The sequence below is a fragment of the Nonomuraea sp. NPDC049624 genome, from assembly GCF_040675255.1.
Taxonomy (GTDB): domain Bacteria; phylum Actinomycetota; class Actinomycetes; order Streptosporangiales; family Streptosporangiaceae; genus Nonomuraea.
In genome coordinates, this window is record NZ_JBFAOR010000003.1 from 341,732 (window position 1) to 360,498 (window position 18,767).

The window sequence follows — 18,767 nt, forward strand, 5'->3', positions numbered from 1 at the left end:
CACCTGGTCAGTCGGACGAGATGTGCGGACCGGCGTCCAGCTTGACCTCGTTCAGCCGGCCCGTGGTGACGTCGTAGACGAACCCGCGGACGGAGTCCTTGTGCGGGATGAACGGGTCGGCCAGGATGCGCCTGGCCGACTGGCGCACGTCCGCCTCCAGGTCCTGGAACGCCTCGGCGGACCAGTCGGGCTTGACGCCGACCTCCTGGTAGATGTCGTCCTTGAAGCCGTCGTCGGTGAAGGTGAGCATGCCGCAGTCGGTGTGGTGGATGAGGATGATCTCGCGGGTGCCCAGGAGGCGCTGGCTGATGGCCAGGCTGCGACGTTCGCCGGCGGTGACGACGCCGCCGGCGTTGCGGATCACGTGCGCGTCGCCCTCGCGCAGGCCGAGCAGGCCGTAGACGTTGAGCCGGGCGTCCATGCAGGCCACCACGGCCACGCCCCGGGCGGGCGGCAGCGGCAGGTCGCCGGAGTCGAAGGCGGCGGCGTAGCGTTCGGAGTTGGCGATCAGCTGGTCGGTGACGCTCATGGGGGACGTCCTCCTGTCACGTGCCGGGACCCGCGGTCATAGTCCACATTCCCTACTGACTGTACATGTTATTGCCCCGCTGTGTAGCCCCCCTGCGTTCGGCGACGGCGGAGGCGGACAGGAGGGTCGCGGTGGAGAGGGTGCCCCAGAGGGTGGCCGGACCGTGGGAGGCGAGGGCGGTGATGACCGCAGGGGAGACGGCGAGGCCGAAGCCCGTGGAGAGCTGGAAACGGGCGAGGGCGCGTCCCAGGAGATGGGCCGGCGCGAGGGCGGTGACGAGCGCCGTCGCGCTGCCGGCGTAGATGATCTCGCCGATGGTGCAGACCACGGACACCATGGCGACGGCCGGGACACCCCAGCCGGGCCCCAGGGACGTGGCCGCCAGGAACCCGAGGTAGGACGCGGCGAGCAGCACACCGGCGAGCGCCAGCACGGTCCGCCGGGAGAAGCGGGACAGCAGGACGGTGACCGGCACCTGCAAGGTGACCACCAGCACCGTGTTGGCCACGAAGACGGCCGCCGGCCACACCGGTGACGCGTGCATCTGCGTCACCAGGACCAGGGGCACCGCGATCTCGGGGACGTTGAGGCAGAAGACGTAGACCACGTTGGCGGCCAGCAGCGCGCGCATCCGGGGCGCGGGCCCGCCGGCCATGTCCTTGGCCGGGGCGGCGGCCGGACGCGCGCGCAGGCGCACCGACCACGCCAAGGCCGCCGCCGCCAGATATGCGAGCCCGGTGACGGCCGCCAGCACCCGCAACGCAGGGGCGCCGCCCGACAGGCACGCGGTGGCGAGCAGGGCGCCCACGCCCAGAGCGGCGTTGCGCAGGGCGCGGCCCGCCGCGAGGGCGGCGTCGCGTTCGCGGCCGTGGGCGACCGTGGCCACGAGGGCCGCGTGGGCGGCCGGCCATGCCTGGTTGCCGATGCCGAGGAAGAGCGCCGCCGCCGCGAACAGCCAGACGTGCCCCGCGGGGGCGGCCAGCAGCAGCGCCACGCCCAGCACCCGCACCAGCATCGACGCCGCCACGACCGCGCTGCGTGCGCCCCGGTCCAGCCATCGGCCGACCGCGGGCATGCACACCAGGCCCACGACGACGCCGGCCGTCATGGCGAGGCCGGTGACCGGCGCGGAAAGCCCCAGCACCGTCACCCCGTAGAGCAGCAGGAAGGGCCGCAGCAGGCCGGTGCCGAGCGCGTCCACGGCCAGGGCGACGGCGTAGCGGGGGCCTCCGGAGGCGCGGACGAGGGCGCGCGGCCGGATCGTGGTGGTGGATGCCATGGCGTCAACCATGCGTCCGGCCGCGGGGGGTGGCTCCGTCAGTTGACGGACACCGTCAATCGGCGCGGTCGTCGGCCGTCCGACCAGGGATGATGGGGGGATGACGCTGAGGATCGACATCGGCGGGCCGCCGTCCGGGCGGCTGCGGTTCGCCGCCTCCCCGCTGGCCGAGCTGACCGCGATGCTGCACGTGCTGGCCGAACCCGGGCATCACCCGCAGCTCGCCGGCTGGGCCGGGGACGTCTGGGCCGGGCTGCGGCCGGAGCTGGCCGAGCGGCTCAGGGAGGCGGAGTTCCTCTGGCGTTCCTCACGAGCCGACTTCCTGGTCCCCGCGCGTCCCCGGCCGACCCTCGCCGAGGAGCTGGACGATGTCGACCGCATCGACGACGAACACTACGTGACCGCCGCGCTCATCACCACGTGCGGCAGCAACCGGGTGCACTTCGCCGCGCCCTCGCCGCTCACCGACGCGGCGGCGCGCGAGCGGGCCCTCGACCTGGCCCAGGCTCGCGGCGCGCTCCAGGAGGCCTTCGCCGAACGGCTGCTCGCCGACCCGGCAGCCGTGCGGGCGCGGGTGCGTGAGACCCTCGAACAGTGCGCCGAGGCGTTCTTCGACGCCGCCTGGACGGGCGTCGCCGCGCGACTCGCCGCCGACCTGCGCCTGAAGAAGGACCTGCTGAAGCGCCAGGGCATCGGGGCGGCGCTCGCGTCCGTCTCCGGCGCCGTCACCCTGGCGCCGGACGGCAACCGCATCATCGTGGACAAACTGCAGGACAACGCCACCACCGCGCACGACGCCGGGGTCACCTTCCTGCCCAGCGTCTTCGGCCGCCCGCACCTGGTGGTGGTGCACGCGCCCGGATGGCAGCCGGTGGTGCAGTACCCCGTGGCCGAGGCGGGCCCGTCGGAGCCGGTGTCGCTGGAGACGGTCACGCTGCGGCTGGAGGCGCTCGCGCATCCCGTACGGCTGCGGCTGCTGCGCACCCTGGCCCGCGGCCCGCACACCACCGGTGAGCTGGCCCACGCCTGGGAACTCTCACCTCCGGAGGTCTCCCGCCACCTCGCCGTCCTGCGCCGCGCGGGCCTGCTCACGGCCCGGCGGCACGGCCGTTATGTGCGTTACACCGTCAATGTCCCCGATCTGACGGCGCTGGGCGCCGACCTGTTGACGGCCGTGCTGCGTTGAGCGGCTCCGGCTGTCAGGCTGAGTACGTTCGAGACGGCCCTTTCGTGGAGGTCTGATGCGCGCAGGTGTCGTGGTCGCCGCCCAGCCCGGTGTGGAGGAGCTGGCCGTGCGGGCCGAGGAGCTGGGCCTGCACAGTTTCTGGGTCAACGACAGCCCGATGGTCCACGGCGATCCCTTCGTCGCCCTGGGGCTGTGCGCCAAGGCCACCAGCCGCATCAGGCTGGGCGTCGGCGTCACCTCACCGGCGCTGCGCTCGGCCCCGGCCGCCGCGAGCGGGCTGGCCAGCCTCAACGCCCTGGCGCCGGGCCGGATCAGCTGCGGGGTCGGCACCGGGAACACCGCCCGGCGCACGCTGGGCATGCGGCCGGCCTCGGTTGCGGCGACGGAGAGCTTCATCGCCGCGTTGCAGGACCTGTGCGCCGGCCGGAGCGTCGAGTACCGCGAGGGCGACCAGGCCTGCGACGTCCGGTTCCTGCACGCCGGGGCGCACGTGCACACGGACGACCCGATCGAGTTCGTCGTGGCCGCGCTGACCGGGCCGAAGGCCGCCGCCGTCGCCGGCCGCCGCGGCACCGGCCTGATCTCCTTCGGCCTGCTCGACCCCGCCGCCTGGCGCGCCCTGCACGACGCCCGCCGCCAGGCCGCCCGCGGCGCGCCCCGCGACCCCGCCTCCTACGTGGTCACCGCGCTGCACGTACTGGACGAGGACGAGGATCCGGGCGGCGCCGCGGCCAGGGACGCGACCGGCCACCTCGTCCTGTCACTGCTGACCTTCGCCGCCGACACGGCCGCCGACACGGCCGCCTTCGCCGAGCGTCTCGGCCCCGAGGAACGCGAGGCCGTACGGCGGCTTCTCGGCCGGCGCGGCACCACCGCCACCGCACCCGACCGGCACACCAAGCTCTACCCCGGCTACCTCGGGCGGATCGCGCCGGAGGATCGCGACCTGATCCTGCCCTCGCTGATGAACACCCTGGCTCTGGTCGGCACCCCCGACGACCTGCGCGCCCGCATCGCCACCCTCGAACGGGCCGGCGTTGACGAACTGCTCATCCAGCCGGTGGTCGACCCACCCGCCGAGATGGCCCGGCTGGCCGAACTCCTCACCTGAGCGGACCCGCTCCTGGGCGCGGTGGAGGTCCGACACGGGGGCGAGGACCCGCCACCGCCGGTCAGTGGCATCCTCATGTGCGCACCCGCCCTCCCCGGACGACGTGGGCGACCTCACCGATCGTCTCGATGTCGGCGAACGGATCTCCCGCGACGACGACGAGATCCCCGCGCGCACCGGGCCGCAGGACACCCAGGTCGGCCCGGCCGAGCAGCCGCGCGGCCTGCGAGGTGGCGGCCCGGAGCACGGCCAGGGGCGTCATCCCCTCAGACACCAGCACCACGAACTCCCGCCAGCTGTCCTCGAACGGCACGGTACCCGCGTCCGTGCCGAAGGCGACGGGGACCTGCCCCGACAGCAGGCGGCGTGCGTTCCGCAGGATGTCGTCGGCCACCGGCGCCACCTTGTCCCTCGCGCCCGCCGGCTGGCCCGCCCAGAACCGCGCGTCGTCGAGATGGTCGATGTAGACGTGGCAGGCCCATCGGGTGGGCACGAGAGTCGTCCGGTGTTCCGCCATGACGCGCAGGGTCTCGTCGGTGGCGAAGGTGCCGTGTTCCACGCTGCGGACGCCCGCGCGCACGGCCCGGCGGACGCCCTCGTCGAAGTGCGCGTGCGCGGCGGTGGGCAGGTTCAGGTCACGAGCCGCCGCCACCAGGGCGGTCATCTCCTCCTGGGTGTAGGCGACGGTGTCCGCCGCGTCCGCGGGGCTGACGAAGCCGCCGGTCGCGGCGAACTTGATCCAGTGGGCGCCCAGCTGGCGCTCGATCCTGACCTGGCGGACGATCTCGTCCACCCCGTCCGCGACCGCCGCCGCGCGGCCTCCGTAGGGCGGCTGCAGGGTGGAGCGGGGATCGCCGTGGCCGCCGCGGGCGGAGATGATGTGGGGGGCCACGAGCATGCGCGGCCCCTCGATCAGGCCGGCGTCCACGGCGCGGGCCAGTTCCACCGTCACCGGGTCCGCGGCGGGGCAGCCCAGGTCACGGACGGTGGTGAAGCCGTGGGACAGCAGGGTCCGTAACGCGGGCAGCGCGTCGAGGGCCTGGCGGGAGGCGGGCCGGCCGCCCGTGCCGTCACCGGAGGCCACGTGCACGTGACAGTCGATGAGGCCGGGCAGCACCGTCCCGGACGCCTCCAGGACGCGGGTCCCGCGCGGACGCTCCACGCGCGTGCCGGTCTCGACGATCAGGTCACCGCGCATGAGCACCTCGAAGGGGCGAAGACAGTCGTCGCGCAGGCCGTCCCAGCCCTGCGCGGCGGTGACGAGGAGGTGCGGCTCGCCGGGGCCGGTCATCGGCCCGGGACCTTGGGCGGGAGCTCGGGACGGTGGGCGGTGGCCGGCTCCAGGGCGGGCGGCGGCCAGATCTCCTCGTAGGCGCATCCCATCTGGAGCAGATGGGCGTCGGCGCCGGCCGGCGCGCACAGTTCGAGCCCGACGGGAAGCCCGTCGGCGGTCAGGCCGGCGGGCAGGCTCAGCGCGGGCAGGCCGAGGACGCCGGCCCAGTCGGTGTTCCGGATGAAGGTGGGGAAGGTGGGATGTTCCCGGCCGTCGATCACCACGGACTCCTCGCAGGCGAACGGCTGGGCAGGCAGCGGAGTGGTGGGGTAGACGAGGGCGGACAGCCGGTGGGCGCGCTGGTGGTCCGACAGGGCGCCGGCCAGACGGGAGAGGTTCTCGCACGCCGCCCGGTAGTCGGCGGCCGGCACGCGCGCCGGGCCCAGGGCGTCGTTCATCGCCGCCCGCACGCCGGGCGAGGCGATCTGGGCGAGCAACTGGTCGAGGGTGGGCGCGGGCGACGTCTGGGCCAGGTAGTAGGGGATCTCCCAGGCCGCCTCGTACAGGGCCACCGTCATGGCGTCGCGGGCGAGCGACGCGCCGGCGCCCGCCGGAAGCGCGGCCTCGACCAGCACGGCGCCGGCCGCGCTCAGCTCCTCCAGGCGGCGTTCGGCCACCGCGGCCAGCGACGGCTCCAGCCCTTCCCAGAACGGCCGGCGGGGCACGCCCAGCCGCAGCCCCGCCCAGCGCACCGGTTCGGGGGCGGGGCCGGGCGCGGCCACGACGGAGTCGAGCAGCACGATGTCGCGCATGGTACGGGTCAGGAAGCCGGCGGTGTCCCTGGTGCGGGAGAGCAGGAGCAGGCCGCGCTGCGGATACCGGCCGGCGGACGGACGGTAGCCGAACACGGCGCACAGGGCCGCCGGGATCCGCACGGAACCGCCGGTGTCGGTGCCGAGACCGGCCGGAGCCAGGAAGGCGGCCACGGCGGCGGCGCTGCCGCTGCTGCTGCCTCCGGCGAAGCGATCGGCGGCCCACGGGTTGCGGACGGGGCCGAAGCCGGGATTGTTGCCGGTGATGCCGACGGCCAGCTCGTGCATGTTGGTCTTGCCGAGCGCCAGTGCGCCGGCGGCGCGCAGCCGCCGCCAGATCTCGGCGTCCCGCCCGGGACGATGGGCGCGCAGCGCCGGCGTTCCTGCGGTGGTGGGATGGCCGGCGACGTCGACGTTGTCCTTGACCGCGATGAGGACGCCGTGCAGGGGGCCGCGCCGGTCCGCCCTGTCGGCCTGCGCGGCGGCGTCGAGGACGGCGCCCTCGTCGCACGTGACGAATGCGCCGAGCGACTCCTCCGCGCATCGCCCGAGCAGACATCGCGCGTATTCGGAAACGGATATGCGCCTGTCCCGGATTGCGTTGACGGCCGCCCTCGAACTCCAGGCGGCCACGTCGTCACACATGAGCGTTCACCTTTCGGAGGCGCCGCGCGAGCCGGCCACGAACCAACGTAACACCTCCCGGCGGGACGGAATGTCGGGTCCCTCATAGGACTGGAACGCGAGTTCGCCGGACACTCAGGAGGCTTTTGCGGCCGGTGTGATAAAAGCCGCGAAAAGTCTGTTGTTAAGGCGGGAAAATGCCGGGTAATCGTGCCGACCGACCGGAATCACCGGACGGCGGAGTTGACATGGGAACCGTTCTCGACGAGGTGACCGAGGATTCCTGGCTGCGCGGTCATTTCAAGGACGCCGAATGGGTGGCGGAATACCTGGACGCCGGCGCGCCGTCCGGCGACCCGATATACCTCAGCCTGGGGGAGACGTGGTCGGAGGCGCCTGAGGGGCTGGCCCGTCTGCTCGGCAGCGGGCTGCCGTCGTACGCGCACGGATACGTCATCTCCCAGTACGGCCTGCCCGCGCTGCAACGCCTGCTGCGCGGTTACGTCGCCCGGACCCACGCCCTGCCCGCCGGCTTCACCGCGGGCGCCGGCTTCGAGGTCGCCGTCACCTGCTCGGGGACCAGGAACGCCATGTTCGACTACGGGCGGCTGATCCTGGCGGACCTGCCGCGCAGCGCGTCCCCCACCGTCATCGCCCCCGCGCCCGGCTGGGACTACCGGGGCGTGTTCGCCGGGCTGGGTTTCCGGATGACCTACCTGCCGCTGGCGCCCTCGCAGGGCTTCCAGCCCGCACCGGAGGCGCTGCGCGAGGCGCTGGCACGGGCGGGCGATCCGCGCGGGGTCATCGTCGTCATCAACGCCCAGCACAATCCCACCGGCGTCAACTGGGACGAGAACCTCGTCGCCGACATGGTGCGCCTGACCGTCGAGGCGCGGGCGAACCTGCTCATCGACGACGCCTACTACGGGGTCACCGATCCGGGCACCGCGCCCACCAGCGCCCTGCGGCTGCTCGCCGAACGGCTCGCCCGTCCAGGCGCCGGGGACCGGCCCGTCCGCTGGCTGGCCGTGCGCTCCCTGGGCAAACAGTTCAACTGCAACGGCTGGGGCATCGGGGTCAGCGTCGCGCCGCCGCCGATCCTGGACCGGCTCGTCAACGACTTCCAGCTCCAGCGCTCCTTCACCGCCGCGGTGCCGTTGCAGAACGCCATGGCGAGGTGGCTGGACGGCGGCGAGTCCGAGCAGTACCTGCGGGCGTTCCGGCAAGGATGCGCCGACAAGCGGACGTGGGCGGCCGGCTTCCTCCGGCAGGAGCTCGGCTGTCCCGCCGAAGCGCTCTGCCCGGGAAACTGCACCAGCTACTTCCTGTTCCGGGTGCCGCCGTCGTACGCGGCGGACGCGCGCGACGGCGTCACCCGGTTCCGCCGCGACTGCCTGCGCCGCGCCGGGGTGCTGCTGGGCGCCGGCACCATGACCCCGCAGGCGGCGCCCGAGGAGGGACAGGCCATGGCCGTCCCCTACGTGCGGATGTTCCTCGGCCCGCCGATGAGCAGCGTCGAGACCGCGCTGCACCGGCTGGCGGAGGCCGGGATGAACTGGGAGCGGTCATGCTGAGACGTCGCCGGAGCGCCACCGCGCCCGCCGGCCTGACCTACGAGAACTACCTCTGCCTGGACCGGCTGCTCGGCGCCCAGCGCCCGATCTCGGAGCCGCCGCACCACGACGAGCTGCTGTTCATCGTTCAGCACCAGACGACCGAGCTGTGGGTGAAGCTGATCCTGCACGAGCTCGACGACGCGATCCGGGAACTCCGGCACGACCGGCTCCGGTCGGCGTTCCGCTCCCTCGACCGGATCTTCGTGATCCAGCGGCAGCTCATCGAGCAATGGTCGGTCATCGCCACCCTGAAACCTGACCGTTTCGCCGAGTTTCGCCCGGTGCTCGGGGGCGCCACCGGTTTCCAGTCCGTTCAGCTCCGGATGCTGGAGTACCGGCTCGGCGACAAGCGCCCCGAACTGGTCGAGGAATACGACGGGTCCGTCCGGCAGGACGCGCTGCGCGCGGCGATCGCGCAGCCGACGGTGTACGACGAGTTCATCCGGTTCCTGCACCGGGCAGGGCATCCTGTCCCCGCCCGCCACCTCGGCCGGACCCACAGCTGTCACGAGGAGCCCGACCAGGAAATCGTCGCCGTGCTCCGCCGCGTCTACGAGGACCAGCGGGCCTACGCCGCCGAGTACGAGATGGCCGAACGCCTGGTGGAGCTGGAGGAGCGGCATCAGATGTGGCGGTTCCGCCACATGCGCACCGTGCGGCGCGTCATCGGCGACAAGCCGGGAACCGGCGGCTCCCGCGGCGTGCCGTACCTGGCCTCCCTGGTCGACCGGCCGCTCTTCCCCGAGATCTACGCCGCCCGCACCATCATCGACCCCTGACCGGCACCACACTCACGCGCCCAGGAGCCCGCCATGAGCGACCGACCTCAGGACCCGCGCCACCAGCGCGGTCTGGAGCTGATGAACGAGATCGACCCTGCCGACGGCGGACGCATGCTCGACGAGTTCGCCACCATCGCCCCCGATCTCGGACGGTTCCTGGTCGAGTTCGCCTTCGCCGACATCTACGGCAGATCCGTGTTGTCGCTGCGCGAACGGCAGTTCGTCCGGCTCGCCGCCCTGGCCGCGATGGGCATCGGCGGCGCGCCGATGCAGGCCAACATCAACTCCGCGCTGAACGTCGGCGTCCCGGTCTCCGACATCGCCGAGACGTTCATCCAGTGCCTGCCCTACGCGGGCTTCCCCCGGGTCATCACCGCGGTGGAACAGCTCAAGGCCATCGTGGCGGAGCGGGCGGACCAGGACTGACCCGACCGGCACCCCGGCACACGGAACGGCACCACACGCGGGTGAACGCACGTCCCATCCGCGCCGTGACGCCGGCCGCCGCGGTGCGGACGGCCGCTCAGGGCGCCGCCGGCGACGGCCCGGGCCGCCCAGAGTCCGACGGGGCGGGGACGATCGCCACCGGACACGCCGAGCGCCGGATCAGCCGGGCCAGCCCCCACGGCCGCCGCCACGCCAGAACCCCCATCGGACGCCGGGCCTCCACCACGAGCAGGCGGGCCGCGACCGAGGCCGCCAGGAGGGCGGAGCGGGCGTCCCCGTCGCAGCGCTGCTCGTGCACCCGGACCTCCGGATGCAGCCGCCGCCACCTGCCCAGCGAAGGTCCGGTGGCCGAGCCGGCGCGCAGGACGCGCAGCCGGACGCCGTGCGCGGACGCGGTCCGGAAGGCGTAGCCGAGGAGGGCGTCCGGCGCGGGCCCGGGCTCCAGGAACACCACGACGTCGTCGTACGGACGTGCCGTCGCGCGCTTGGCCACGACCACCGGCGCGTCGGCCCTGGCGGCCAGCGCAAGGGCGACCGAGCCGAACAGCAGGTCGATCACCTCGTTGCGGGGACGGTGGCCGATCACGATCTCGACGGCGTCCCGCCCCGCGTCGCGCAGGACGGCCGCCGGCGCACCGGGCGCGACGTGCGCCGTCACCGCCGGGTGCCGCCCCCCGCCGCGGACCCGGGCCAGCGCGTCGGCGGCGACCCCCACGGCGATCTCGTACGCCGATTCGACGATCATCGGAGCGGCGAACGCCTTGGCCGCCGGAGGTCCCGCGAAATATCCGGCCAAATCCATGGCATGCACGATCCGCAACGGCCTTTTCCGGCGGATCGAGTCCTCCGCCGCCCATTCCAGGGCGACCGACGAAGGCGCGGACACGTCGGCGCCGACCACCACGGGGGCTCTGTTCGACGGCCCGTTCATGGGAATTCCTCCTTCGTCGCGCCAGCATTGCCGGACAATTCGCTGCCACGCATTCCTGACAGGGCCCTGAATTCGCGCTGACATCCGCCGTACGCCCGGCGATTTCCCCGGAAGTCGCCGTGCGATCTCCAGGGCGACGGGTAATGGCGCGCTACCGGAGCAGGTCCCCTCTAGCTTTCTCAAGGTGAAATGACATGCGCGTCGGAATCGTCGGAGCCGGTCTGTCGGGGCTCACCCTCGCCTGGCTCCTGGCCGACAGTTGCGAGACCGTGGTGCTCGAATCCCGCGACCGCGTCGGCGGCACGATGCGGTCGGTCCGCGTCCGCGCCGACGGCGGCGAGGCGACACTCGACCTAGGCGCCCAGGACATCTCGCCGGACCTGTTCCCCACGCATCGCAGGCTGCTGGAGCTGCTGGGGTACGGCGACGAGCAGTTCGTGGACCTGCCGGCCTCGCTCACCGTCCTGAAGGCGGGACGGCGGGAGCCGCTGCTGGTCAGTCCGCACACCCCGGAGCCGTCCTGGCCCCGGGACGAGCGGCTGGGGGCGGCCTGGCAGGCGGTCGGGGCCTTCCTCCAGCGGGCCACCGAATGGGACAAGGAGGACGTCAGCTGGGAACGACCGCTGGCCGACCTGGTCGAGCCCCTGCCGGTGAGCCAGGAGATCAAGCGGGACGTGTTGTACGCCCGCCCGGCCTTCCTGTTCTGCTGCAGCCTCGACCAGGCCATGGCCCTCTCGGCCCGCGCCGCCGTCGCCTTCTACGTCAACACCGCGGGCGAGCCGAGATGGCAGCAGCTCCTCCCGGGGCTGGAGAGCACGGCCTGGGCCCTGGCCGCGCGCGCCCCCGCCGCCAGGATCAGGACCGCGGCCGGGGTGCGGCAGGTCCGCCGCGAGGACGGGCGCTACGAGCTCCTCGACACCGCCGGCGAGCGGCACGTCGTGGACGAGCTGGTCCTCGCGGTGCCGCCGTGGGAGGCGGTGCGGCTGCTCGGGCCGCTGGCGGGCACCCAGGAGGTCCGCGACGTCCTGGCCTGCTTCGAGCCGGTGGACACGACGTACGCGCTGCACCTGGATCCCGCGTACCTGCCGGAGAGCCGCGCCCACTGGTCGACCAGCGCCTTCGAGGTGCACGACGGCTGGAGCGAGAGCACCGACTGGTTCGGCCCGTCCAGGGGCGTCGAGGTCTTCAAGAGCCAGCTCACCCACCGCGACCGCCTGCCGAGGCAGGTGGTCCTGCGGGAGGACTACCGGCATCTGCTCATCACGCCCGCGGCCGTCCGGGCCCAGCGCCGCCTCGACGCGCTGCAGGGACGGGGTGGGCTGTACCTCGCCGGCCAGTACACCACGTGGGTCTCCAGCCAGGAGTCGGCCGTGCGGTCGGCGGTCGCCGTCGCCCGCAGGCTCGCGCCGCGCTCGCCGCGCCTGGCGGAGCTCCTGTCCGCCTGACCGGGACAGATCCGACCGGGACAGATCCGACCGGGACAGATCCGACCGGGACAGATCCGACCGGGACAGATCCGACCGGGACAAATCCGACAGAGGCAAGGAGGTATGTCATGCGCGCCGTGCGGTTCCACCATCACGGTGACCCCGCCGCCGTCCTGTCCGTGGACGACGTGCCCGTCCCCGTCAAAGGGCCGGACGACCTGCTCGTACGGATGACCACCCGGCCGATCAACCCCTCCGACCTGATGTACGTGCGAGGAGAGTACGGACGCGAGGCGACGTTCCGCGCACCGGCGGGCTTCGAGGGCGTGGGCGTGGTGGAGCGGGCCGACCGGGCGGGCACGTACCGCGAGGGCGCGCGGGTCGCCGTAGCCGCCACCGGCACCTGGCAGGACTACGTCAGCGCCGCACCCGCCGAGCTGATCCCGGTCCCGGACGCCATGCCCGACGAGGTCGCCTGCCAGCTCACGGTGAACCCCTTCGCGGCGCGCCTGCTGGTGGACCAGCTCGACGTGCCGCCCGGCGGGTGGCTGCTGCTGTCGGCGGGCGCGTCAGCCGTCTGCCGGATGGTCCTGGCCTACGCGGCCAGACGCCGGATCCGGTGCCTGCACCTGGTCAGGCGGCCGGAACAGGTGACGCAGCTGCGCCTGCTGGGGGCGGACGCGGTGATCGACGTCTCCGCCGGCCCGTGGGTGGACCGGGTGCTGGCCGTCACGTCGGGCGGGGCGGCCGCCGCGATCGACTCGGTCGGCGGCCAGGTGGGCCGCGGCCTGCTGGACTGCCTGCGTCCCGGTGGCCGGCTCGTCGTGTTCGGGGCGCTGTCCGGCGAGCCGATCCCGCTGCCGTCCCGCCAGGTCATCTTCTCCTCCCTCACCGTGCGCGGGTTCTGGCTGCCCGAACGGCTCGCCGCGCTGGAGCCGCACGACCGTGCCCGCCTCACCGAGGAGGTGGTCGCGGACGTCGCCGACGGCTGGCCCGGCGTGGACGTGGCCGGCCGGTACGCGCTGCCCGAGGTCAGGGCGGCGGTGCGGCACACCGCCCGGACCGGCGGCGCGGGAAAGGTGCTGCTCACCGAACGACGACCGGACGTCCCCGCCCCGGGGCCGGCCGGCAACCCCCAACCCGAATGACGGAAAGGACATCATGAACGACCTCATCATCCCGTGCATCGACGTGGCCGGCGGCAGGGCAACGCCCCCCTCGGGCATCCCCGGCCTGGCCGACCCCGCCGACGCCGTCGAGATCGCCTCGGTCTACCTGCGCGACGGCGCCGGGCCGATCTTCGTGGACGTGCAGGAGCCATGGACCGAGCACGAGACGTTCCTGCCCCTGATCCAGGCGCTGAGCGGGACGGGCGGCACGTTCTGGGTCACCGTGGACAACGGCTACATGCCCTCGATCGAGGCGGCCGAGGCCCTGCTGACGGCGGGCGCGGCGGCGGTCGGCCTGAGCACCACCTCGGTGGAGCACCCCTCGGTCCTGCACACGCTCGTGCAGCGGCACGGATCCGGCCGCGTGGTGGGCGTCATGAACGTCGCCCGCGCCGGCGACGGCCGCTGGAACGTCGCCATCCGCGGCGGCGAGCAGGAGACCGACCTGGACGCCGTCGTCTGGGCGAAGATGCTGGCCGACCTGGGCGCCGGCCGCCTGCTGGCCAACAGCCTCGACCAGGAGGGCACCGGCAACGGCTACGACCTGGAGATGACGCCGGCCATCGCCTCGGCGGTGGGCGTCCCCGTCATCGCCTCGGGCGGCGCCGGCGCCGTCGAGCACCTGTACGAGGGGCTCACGACGGGCGGCGCCCGGCACGCCCTGGTCAACAACCTCTTCCACAGCGGCCAGGCCACGATGACCCAGGCGCACGAGTTCCTCGACAAGGGCGGCCTCAGAAACCCCGTGGAAGGCGCCGCGGAATGACCGCCGAGACGCTGATCAAGGAGCTGGCGCGGGCCCGGGCGCAGTCGCCGCCGCCCAACCCGCTGCTCGCCCTGGCCGCCGACGGCCGGGTCACCGTCGGCCACCTGCGCCGCCTCGTCGCGATCGAGCGCGCCTACCACCATGCCGAGCTCGTGGCCTACGGCGAGCTGCTCACCCAGTTCCCGCACCCGCCGGCCGCCGGTTTCCTGCTCAAGGTGGCCGGGCTGGTGGACGAGGCGCGTGCCGCGCTCGCCGTCGTGGCCGAGCGGCTGGGCGAGCCGCCGGACCTCGGCGACGACCTGGCCGCGCACGCCTTCTGCGGGTACGTCTCCTGGCTGGCCCTGCACGGCAGCCAGGCGGCCATGGCACTGTCGCTGTACTCGGCCCCGGACGGCGTCTACTACGGCGGCGCCGTCGAGCTGGTGCGGCTGCTGGACGAGCACGGCGTGACGGTGCCCGGGGAGTTCACGGCCTACTACGGCAACAGCCCCGACCCCCTGCTGACCGAGGACGCCGCGGCGGTCGTGGACGACGGCCTGGCCCGGGGCGACGACCCCGGCGAGGCCCTGCGCGCGGCCCGGCTGTGCGACAGGTACATGGCCCTGCTCTGGACGGCGGCGGCCCGCACGTGAGGGGCCGGCCCGGACGCCACGGCAGGAGCCCGGCATGACCGCCCCGGTCCGGGCCGACGTGCACGTCCGCCTGGCCCCCGGCGTGACGACGCGCGACTACGAGCGAAGGTTGCGCGAGATGAGCGGCGTGGTGCACGCGCACGTGGTCGTCGGTGACTTCGACCTGACCGTGCGGGTGGCCTGCGAGGACGGCGCGCAGCTCCGGGGGACGATGGCCCGCCTGCGCCAGGCCGGCGCGCAGGCCCTCGCCGCCGAGCTGATCGTCCGCACGCTGCTCGGCTAGGGACGCGCGGCCGGGGACGCGCGGCAGCCGGATGTCAGCTCCGCGTCAGGCCCTTGTCACGACCTCGGGGAACGCAGACATGTCCGCACAAGAGAAAGGTTTCACCATGACCGCCACCACAGAGCTCACCCTGGCCACCTCCGCCGTCACCGAGCTCCGACGGCTGCGCGACCGCTCTCCGGTCGGCAACCGCCTGCTGGACCTGGCCGAGGTCGGCGGGCTCACCCTGGAGCACCTGCGCCGGCTCGTCGGGATCGAGCTGCAGTGCCACATCGCCGAGCTGGCCGCGTACGGCACCGTGATCGCCCGCTTCTCCGACAGCCCGGTCGTCGGCCTCTACCTGGACGTCGCCCGCCTGGTGTACGACGCGCACCCCAAGCTGCTGGCCTGCGTCCGCCCTCTGGGCATGGACCCGGCCGCGGCGGGGCGGTGGCCGTCCGGGCCCGACGCGCAGGCGTTCAACGGCTGGGTCTCGTGGCTGGCGCTGCACGGCGGCCAGGCCGACAACGCGCTGGCCCTCCACACGGACATGACGGTCTACTTCCCCGGCTGCCAGGCCCTGCTCGAAGCGGTCCGCAAGCAGGGGCTGGACGTGCCGCAGGAGTTCGTCGACTACTACGAGGGCGGCCAGTCCGACGAGCTGGAACGGCGGGCGCTGGAGGTCGTCGAGCACGGCCTGCGCAACGGCGAGGACAAGGCCACCGCGATCACCCGCGCCCGGCAGCTGGAGGAGCACATCGGCAGCTTCTGGAAGGCAGCCGCGCACACCGGCTGAGCTGGAGAGGACCCCGCATGAGCCTGAAGGAATGGAACGACACCGCCCGCCCCTACCCGCGCGACGCCGTGCTGCCCGAGCTGTTCGACGCCCAGGCCGCCCGGACCCCGGACGCGCCCGCGCTGACCGGCGGCGGCCGGACGCTGACCTACCGGGAGCTGGCCGGCCGCGCGGACGCGCTGGCCAGGGTGCTGCGGCGGCAGGGCGTGCGGGCGGGGACGCCCGTGGCCCTGCTCGTGGAACGGTCGGCCGAGGCCGTCGTGGGGATCTGGGCCGTGCTCAAGGCGGGCGGCGCGTACGTCCCGCTCGACCCCGAGGACCCGGTGGCCCGGCTGCGCGAGCTGACCCGGCGGCTGGGCGTCGAGCACGTCGTGACGCGCGCCCACCGGCGTCCGTTGCCGGACGCGCGGCACGTGCTGCTGCTGGACGGGCCGGTGCCCGAGGCCGGGCCGCTGCCGCCGAAGGTGGCCTCGGCGACCGATCCGGCCTACGTCATCTTCACCTCCGGGTCCACCGGCGTGCCGAAAGCGGTCGCCGAACCGCATCGCGGGCCCGTCCGGCTGGCGACGGGGACCGACTGCGCCGCGTTCGGCCCCGACGACGTCGTCCTGGCCACCACGAACCCGACGTTCGACGTGTCCTGCTTCGAGATCTTCGGGGCGCACCTGAACGGCTCCCACCTGGTCGTGCCCGAGCCCGAGGCGCTGTTGTCGCCGCCGGACCTGGCCCGCGAGCTGCGCGAGCGCGGCGCGACCGTGCTGTGGCTCAGCGCGGGCCTGTTCCACCAGCTCGGCTTCGCCGACCCCGGCATGTTCTCCTCGCTGCGCTACCTGGTGGCGGGCGGGGACGTGCTGAACCCCGACTGCGTGCGCGGCGTCCTGGCCGCCGGGCCGCCCGAGCACCTGGTCAACGGCTACGGTCCCACGGAGAACGGCACGTTCTCCACCGCCCACGAGGTGACCGAACTGCCGCCGGACGCCGAACGCGTGCCCATCGGACGGCCGATCGCCAACTCCACCTGCTACGTGCTGCGCGAGGACGGCAGCCCGTGCGAGCCCGAGGAGGAGGGGGAGCTGTACGTCGGCGGCGACGGCGTGGCGCTCGGCTACGTGGGCGACGAGGAGCGCACGGCCGAACGTTTCCTGCCCGACCCGTTCCTCGGCGGGGACGCGCGCATGTACCGGACCGGCGACCGGGCGGTCTGGCGGCCGGACGGCGTGCTGGAGTTCCTGGGCCGGCTGGACCGGCAGGTCAAGGTCAGCGGCCACCGGGTGGAGATCGGCGAGGTCGAGTCGGAGCTGGCGGCCCATCCGGAGGTGCGCGAGGCCGCCGTGACCGTCCAGGAGTCCGGGCGGGGGGACCGGGCGCTGGTGGCGTGGGCGGTGCCGCGGCGCGAGGGGGACCGGCGGTCCTTCGCGCTGCGGGTGCGGGCGTTCCTGCGGGACCGGTTGCCCGCGTTCATGGTCCCCGGCCGGGTGGCGGTCGCCGACGAGCTGCCGCTGAACAGCAGCGGCAAGGTCGACACGCGCGCCCTGGCCGAAGCCGGCGACCCGCCGGCCGGTCCCGCCGACCCGCCGCGTGGCGAGGACGAGCGGTGCGCGGCCGAGGTGTGGGCGGCCGTCCTCGGCACGCCGGTGGAATCCCGCGCCGACGACTTCTACGAGCTCGGCGGCACGTCGTTGCAGGCCGTCCAGATCGTCACCGCGCTGCGCGCCCGTCCCGGCATGGGCGGCCTCCCCGGCCCCGCGCTGGTCCGCGCGCTGCTGGACTCGACGTCGCTGGAGGGCTTCGCCACGCGCATCGCCGCCCTGCGCAGGGGGGCCGACGACGGCGGCGGAGGCGAACCGGCCGTGGACTTCGCCCGGGAGGCCCGGCTCGACCCCGGCCTCCGCTTCGGCCCGGCCGACCCGGCGCCCCCTCGCGAGATCCTGGTCACCGGCGCGACCGGCTTCCTGGGCGCCTTCCTGGTCCGGCGGCTGCTCGACGCCACGGACCTGCGCCTGTCGTGCCTCGTACGGGCGGCGGACGCCGAGGACGGGCTCCGCAGGATCGGCGCGGCCCTGCGCGGGTACGGCCTGCCCACGGCGGACCTCGGCACGAGGGTGACCGCGGTGCCCGGCGACCTCGCCCGGCCCGGCCTGGGGCTCACGGCGGCGGAGTTCGACGGGCTCGCCGGCCGCACGGACGCCGTCCTGCACGCCGCCGCCAGGGTGAACTTCGTCTATCCCTACGCCCGGCTCCAGGACGCCAACGTCGGCGGCGTGCGCTCGCTCATCCGCCTGGCCGCCCACGGCGGGCGCGCCCGCCCGTTCCACCACGTGTCCACGGTGGACGTGCTCGCCGCCGCGGACGGGCCGCTCACCGGCGGGCGCGTGCGCGAGGACGATCCGCTGCCGCGCCCGGAACGGCTGCGGCAGGGGTACGCGGAGACCAAATGGGTGGCCGAGGCACTGCTGGCCGAGGCCGCGGGGCGCGGGCTGCCGGTCGCCCTCTACCGGCCGTACGAGATCACCGGCAGCCGGGACCGGGGCGTGTGGAACACCGGCACCATGATGGCCGCCGTGATCAAGGCCATCGCCGAGACCGGGCTCGCGCCGGACGTGCCGCTCCGGCTGGACTTCGTCCCCGTGGACTACGTGGCGCAGGCCGTCGTGGCGCTGCTGACCGGGACGCCCGCGCGCGGCCGGGTCTACCATCTGGCGAACCCGCGCCCCGCCGCCCTGCCGCTGCTGGTCGAGCGGCTGCGCCGGCACGGCTACCCCGTCCGGGTCATCTCCCGGCAGGACTGGGTGCGGGAGATGGAACGTCTGTGCGCCGCCGACCCGGCCGCGCCGCTGGCCGGGTACCTCACGCTGGTCACCGGCGAGGAGGCCCCCGACGGCTCGGTGGCGGCCCGGCAGCTCACCGGCGCCCTGCCCGAGCCGGATCTCGTGAACCTGGCCGAGGCGGCCCCGGACGTGCCGGCCGCCTGCCCGCCCGTGGACGCCGCACTGCTCGACCTCTATATCGGCTGGCTGCGCGAAACCGGCTACCTGAATCAGAGCACAACAGCACCCCGGGAAACACATTCTCCGCGCGGTTCACGTGGGTAAGTTAATATTTACAGGAATACCTGCGTGGCGGCG

At 73.9% G+C, this 18,767-nt stretch carries 17 protein-coding genes and 1 pseudogene; 12 read left to right on the forward strand and 6 right to left on the reverse strand.

Annotated features, from left to right (window positions below):
- Nucleotides 1-7: 7 nt before the first annotated feature.
- Together AB0J76_RS13125 and AB0J76_RS13130 are read right to left on the reverse strand one after the other, a co-directional pair.
- Nucleotides 8-529 carry a carbonic anhydrase gene (locus AB0J76_RS13125; protein WP_352324712.1) on the reverse strand — a complete coding sequence of 174 codons (522 nt, stop codon included), beginning with the start codon at nucleotides 527-529 and terminating at the stop codon, nucleotides 8-10.
- A 52-nt stretch (nucleotides 530-581) separates the two neighbouring features.
- The gene (locus AB0J76_RS13130) at nucleotides 582-1,808 is read right to left on the reverse strand and encodes an MFS transporter (protein ID WP_352324711.1); all 1,227 of its coding nucleotides are present in this window, start codon (nucleotides 1,806-1,808) and stop codon (nucleotides 582-584) included.
- Nucleotides 1,809-1,908: 100 nt separating this feature from the next.
- Here AB0J76_RS13130 and AB0J76_RS13135 point away from each other — a divergent pair, with 100 nt between their 5' ends.
- Nucleotides 1,909-2,994, forward strand: a complete 1,086-nt coding sequence (locus tag AB0J76_RS13135; protein ID WP_352324710.1) for a helix-turn-helix domain-containing protein — start codon at nucleotides 1,909-1,911, stop codon at nucleotides 2,992-2,994.
- A 55-nt stretch (nucleotides 2,995-3,049) separates the two neighbouring features.
- Entirely contained in the window at nucleotides 3,050-4,105 is a 1,056-nt protein-coding gene (locus tag AB0J76_RS13140; RefSeq protein WP_352324709.1) for an LLM class flavin-dependent oxidoreductase, read from the forward strand.
- A 73-nt stretch (nucleotides 4,106-4,178) separates the two neighbouring features.
- Here AB0J76_RS13140 and AB0J76_RS13145 read toward each other — a convergent pair whose 3' ends face one another.
- Nucleotides 4,179-5,396: an amidohydrolase family protein gene (locus AB0J76_RS13145; protein ID WP_352324708.1), complete on the reverse strand. Its 1,218-nt coding sequence runs from the start codon at nucleotides 5,394-5,396 to the stop codon at nucleotides 4,179-4,181.
- Nucleotides 5,393-6,835, reverse strand: coding sequence for an amidase family protein (locus AB0J76_RS13150; protein WP_352324707.1), 1,443 nt, complete (start codon nucleotides 6,833-6,835; stop codon nucleotides 5,393-5,395). Before AB0J76_RS13150 ends, AB0J76_RS13145 begins: the two co-directional genes overlap by 4 nt.
- 227 nt (nucleotides 6,836-7,062) lie before the next feature.
- Between AB0J76_RS13150 and AB0J76_RS13155 the strand changes: the two genes are divergently transcribed.
- Genes AB0J76_RS13155 through AB0J76_RS13165 form a run of 3 tightly spaced genes read left to right on the forward strand, consistent with a single transcriptional unit; the run spans nucleotide 7,063 to nucleotide 9,638 of the window.
- Nucleotides 7,063-8,388 (forward strand): aminotransferase class I/II-fold pyridoxal phosphate-dependent enzyme, encoded by a 1,326-nt coding sequence (locus tag AB0J76_RS13155; protein WP_352324706.1) that lies wholly within the window; start codon nucleotides 7,063-7,065, stop codon nucleotides 8,386-8,388.
- Nucleotides 8,382-9,209, forward strand: a complete 828-nt coding sequence (locus tag AB0J76_RS13160) for a tryptophan 2,3-dioxygenase family protein (RefSeq protein WP_352324704.1) — start codon at nucleotides 8,382-8,384, stop codon at nucleotides 9,207-9,209. Before AB0J76_RS13155 ends, AB0J76_RS13160 begins: the two co-directional genes overlap by 7 nt.
- A gap of 33 nt (nucleotides 9,210-9,242) precedes the next feature.
- Nucleotides 9,243-9,638: a carboxymuconolactone decarboxylase family protein gene (locus AB0J76_RS13165; protein WP_352324703.1), complete on the forward strand. Its 396-nt coding sequence runs from the start codon at nucleotides 9,243-9,245 to the stop codon at nucleotides 9,636-9,638.
- 97 nt (nucleotides 9,639-9,735) lie between these two features.
- On the opposite strand, the gene AB0J76_RS13170 is transcribed toward AB0J76_RS13165, so the two are convergent.
- Nucleotides 9,736-10,590, reverse strand: a complete 855-nt coding sequence (locus AB0J76_RS13170; RefSeq protein ID WP_352324702.1) for a universal stress protein — start codon at nucleotides 10,588-10,590, stop codon at nucleotides 9,736-9,738.
- Between the two features lie 194 nt (nucleotides 10,591-10,784).
- On the opposite strand from AB0J76_RS13170, the gene AB0J76_RS13175 reads away from it, so the two are divergent.
- On the forward strand, nucleotides 10,785-12,035 hold the full coding sequence (locus AB0J76_RS13175) for an FAD-dependent oxidoreductase (RefSeq protein ID WP_352324701.1): 1,251 nt from the start codon (nucleotides 10,785-10,787) through the stop codon (nucleotides 12,033-12,035).
- Nucleotides 12,036-12,050: 15 nt separating this feature from the next.
- Here AB0J76_RS13175 and AB0J76_RS13180 read toward each other — a convergent pair.
- Nucleotides 12,051-12,134, reverse strand: a pseudogene (locus AB0J76_RS13180) (pentapeptide repeat-containing protein); the annotation flags it as partial.
- 11 nt (nucleotides 12,135-12,145) lie between these two features.
- Between AB0J76_RS13180 and AB0J76_RS13185 the strand changes: the two are divergent.
- From AB0J76_RS13185 to AB0J76_RS13210, 6 genes are all read left to right on the forward strand, one after another.
- Nucleotides 12,146-13,165 carry a zinc-dependent alcohol dehydrogenase family protein gene (locus tag AB0J76_RS13185; protein ID WP_352324700.1) on the forward strand — a complete coding sequence of 340 codons (1,020 nt, stop codon included), beginning with the start codon at nucleotides 12,146-12,148 and terminating at the stop codon, nucleotides 13,163-13,165.
- Nucleotides 13,166-13,178: 13 nt separating this feature from the next.
- Nucleotides 13,179-13,952, forward strand: coding sequence for a HisA/HisF-related TIM barrel protein (locus AB0J76_RS13190; RefSeq protein ID WP_352324699.1), 774 nt, complete (start codon nucleotides 13,179-13,181; stop codon nucleotides 13,950-13,952).
- The gene (locus tag AB0J76_RS13195; RefSeq protein ID WP_352324698.1) at nucleotides 13,949-14,584 is read left to right on the forward strand and encodes a hypothetical protein; all 636 of its coding nucleotides are present in this window, start codon (nucleotides 13,949-13,951) and stop codon (nucleotides 14,582-14,584) included. The genes AB0J76_RS13190 and AB0J76_RS13195 overlap by 4 nt, the downstream gene beginning before the upstream one ends.
- 34 nt (nucleotides 14,585-14,618) lie before the next feature.
- Complete coding sequence (locus tag AB0J76_RS13200) at nucleotides 14,619-14,867, forward strand: Lrp/AsnC ligand binding domain-containing protein (protein ID WP_352324697.1); 249 nt, start codon at nucleotides 14,619-14,621, stop codon at nucleotides 14,865-14,867.
- 106 nt (nucleotides 14,868-14,973) lie between these two features.
- Nucleotides 14,974-15,642, forward strand: a complete 669-nt coding sequence (locus AB0J76_RS13205) for a hypothetical protein (protein WP_352324696.1) — start codon at nucleotides 14,974-14,976, stop codon at nucleotides 15,640-15,642.
- Between the two features lie 17 nt (nucleotides 15,643-15,659).
- A complete protein-coding gene (locus tag AB0J76_RS13210) occupies nucleotides 15,660-18,734 on the forward strand; it encodes an amino acid adenylation domain-containing protein (protein ID WP_352324694.1) in 3,075 nt (1,024 codons plus the stop codon).
- Nucleotides 18,735-18,767 lie beyond the last annotated feature (33 nt).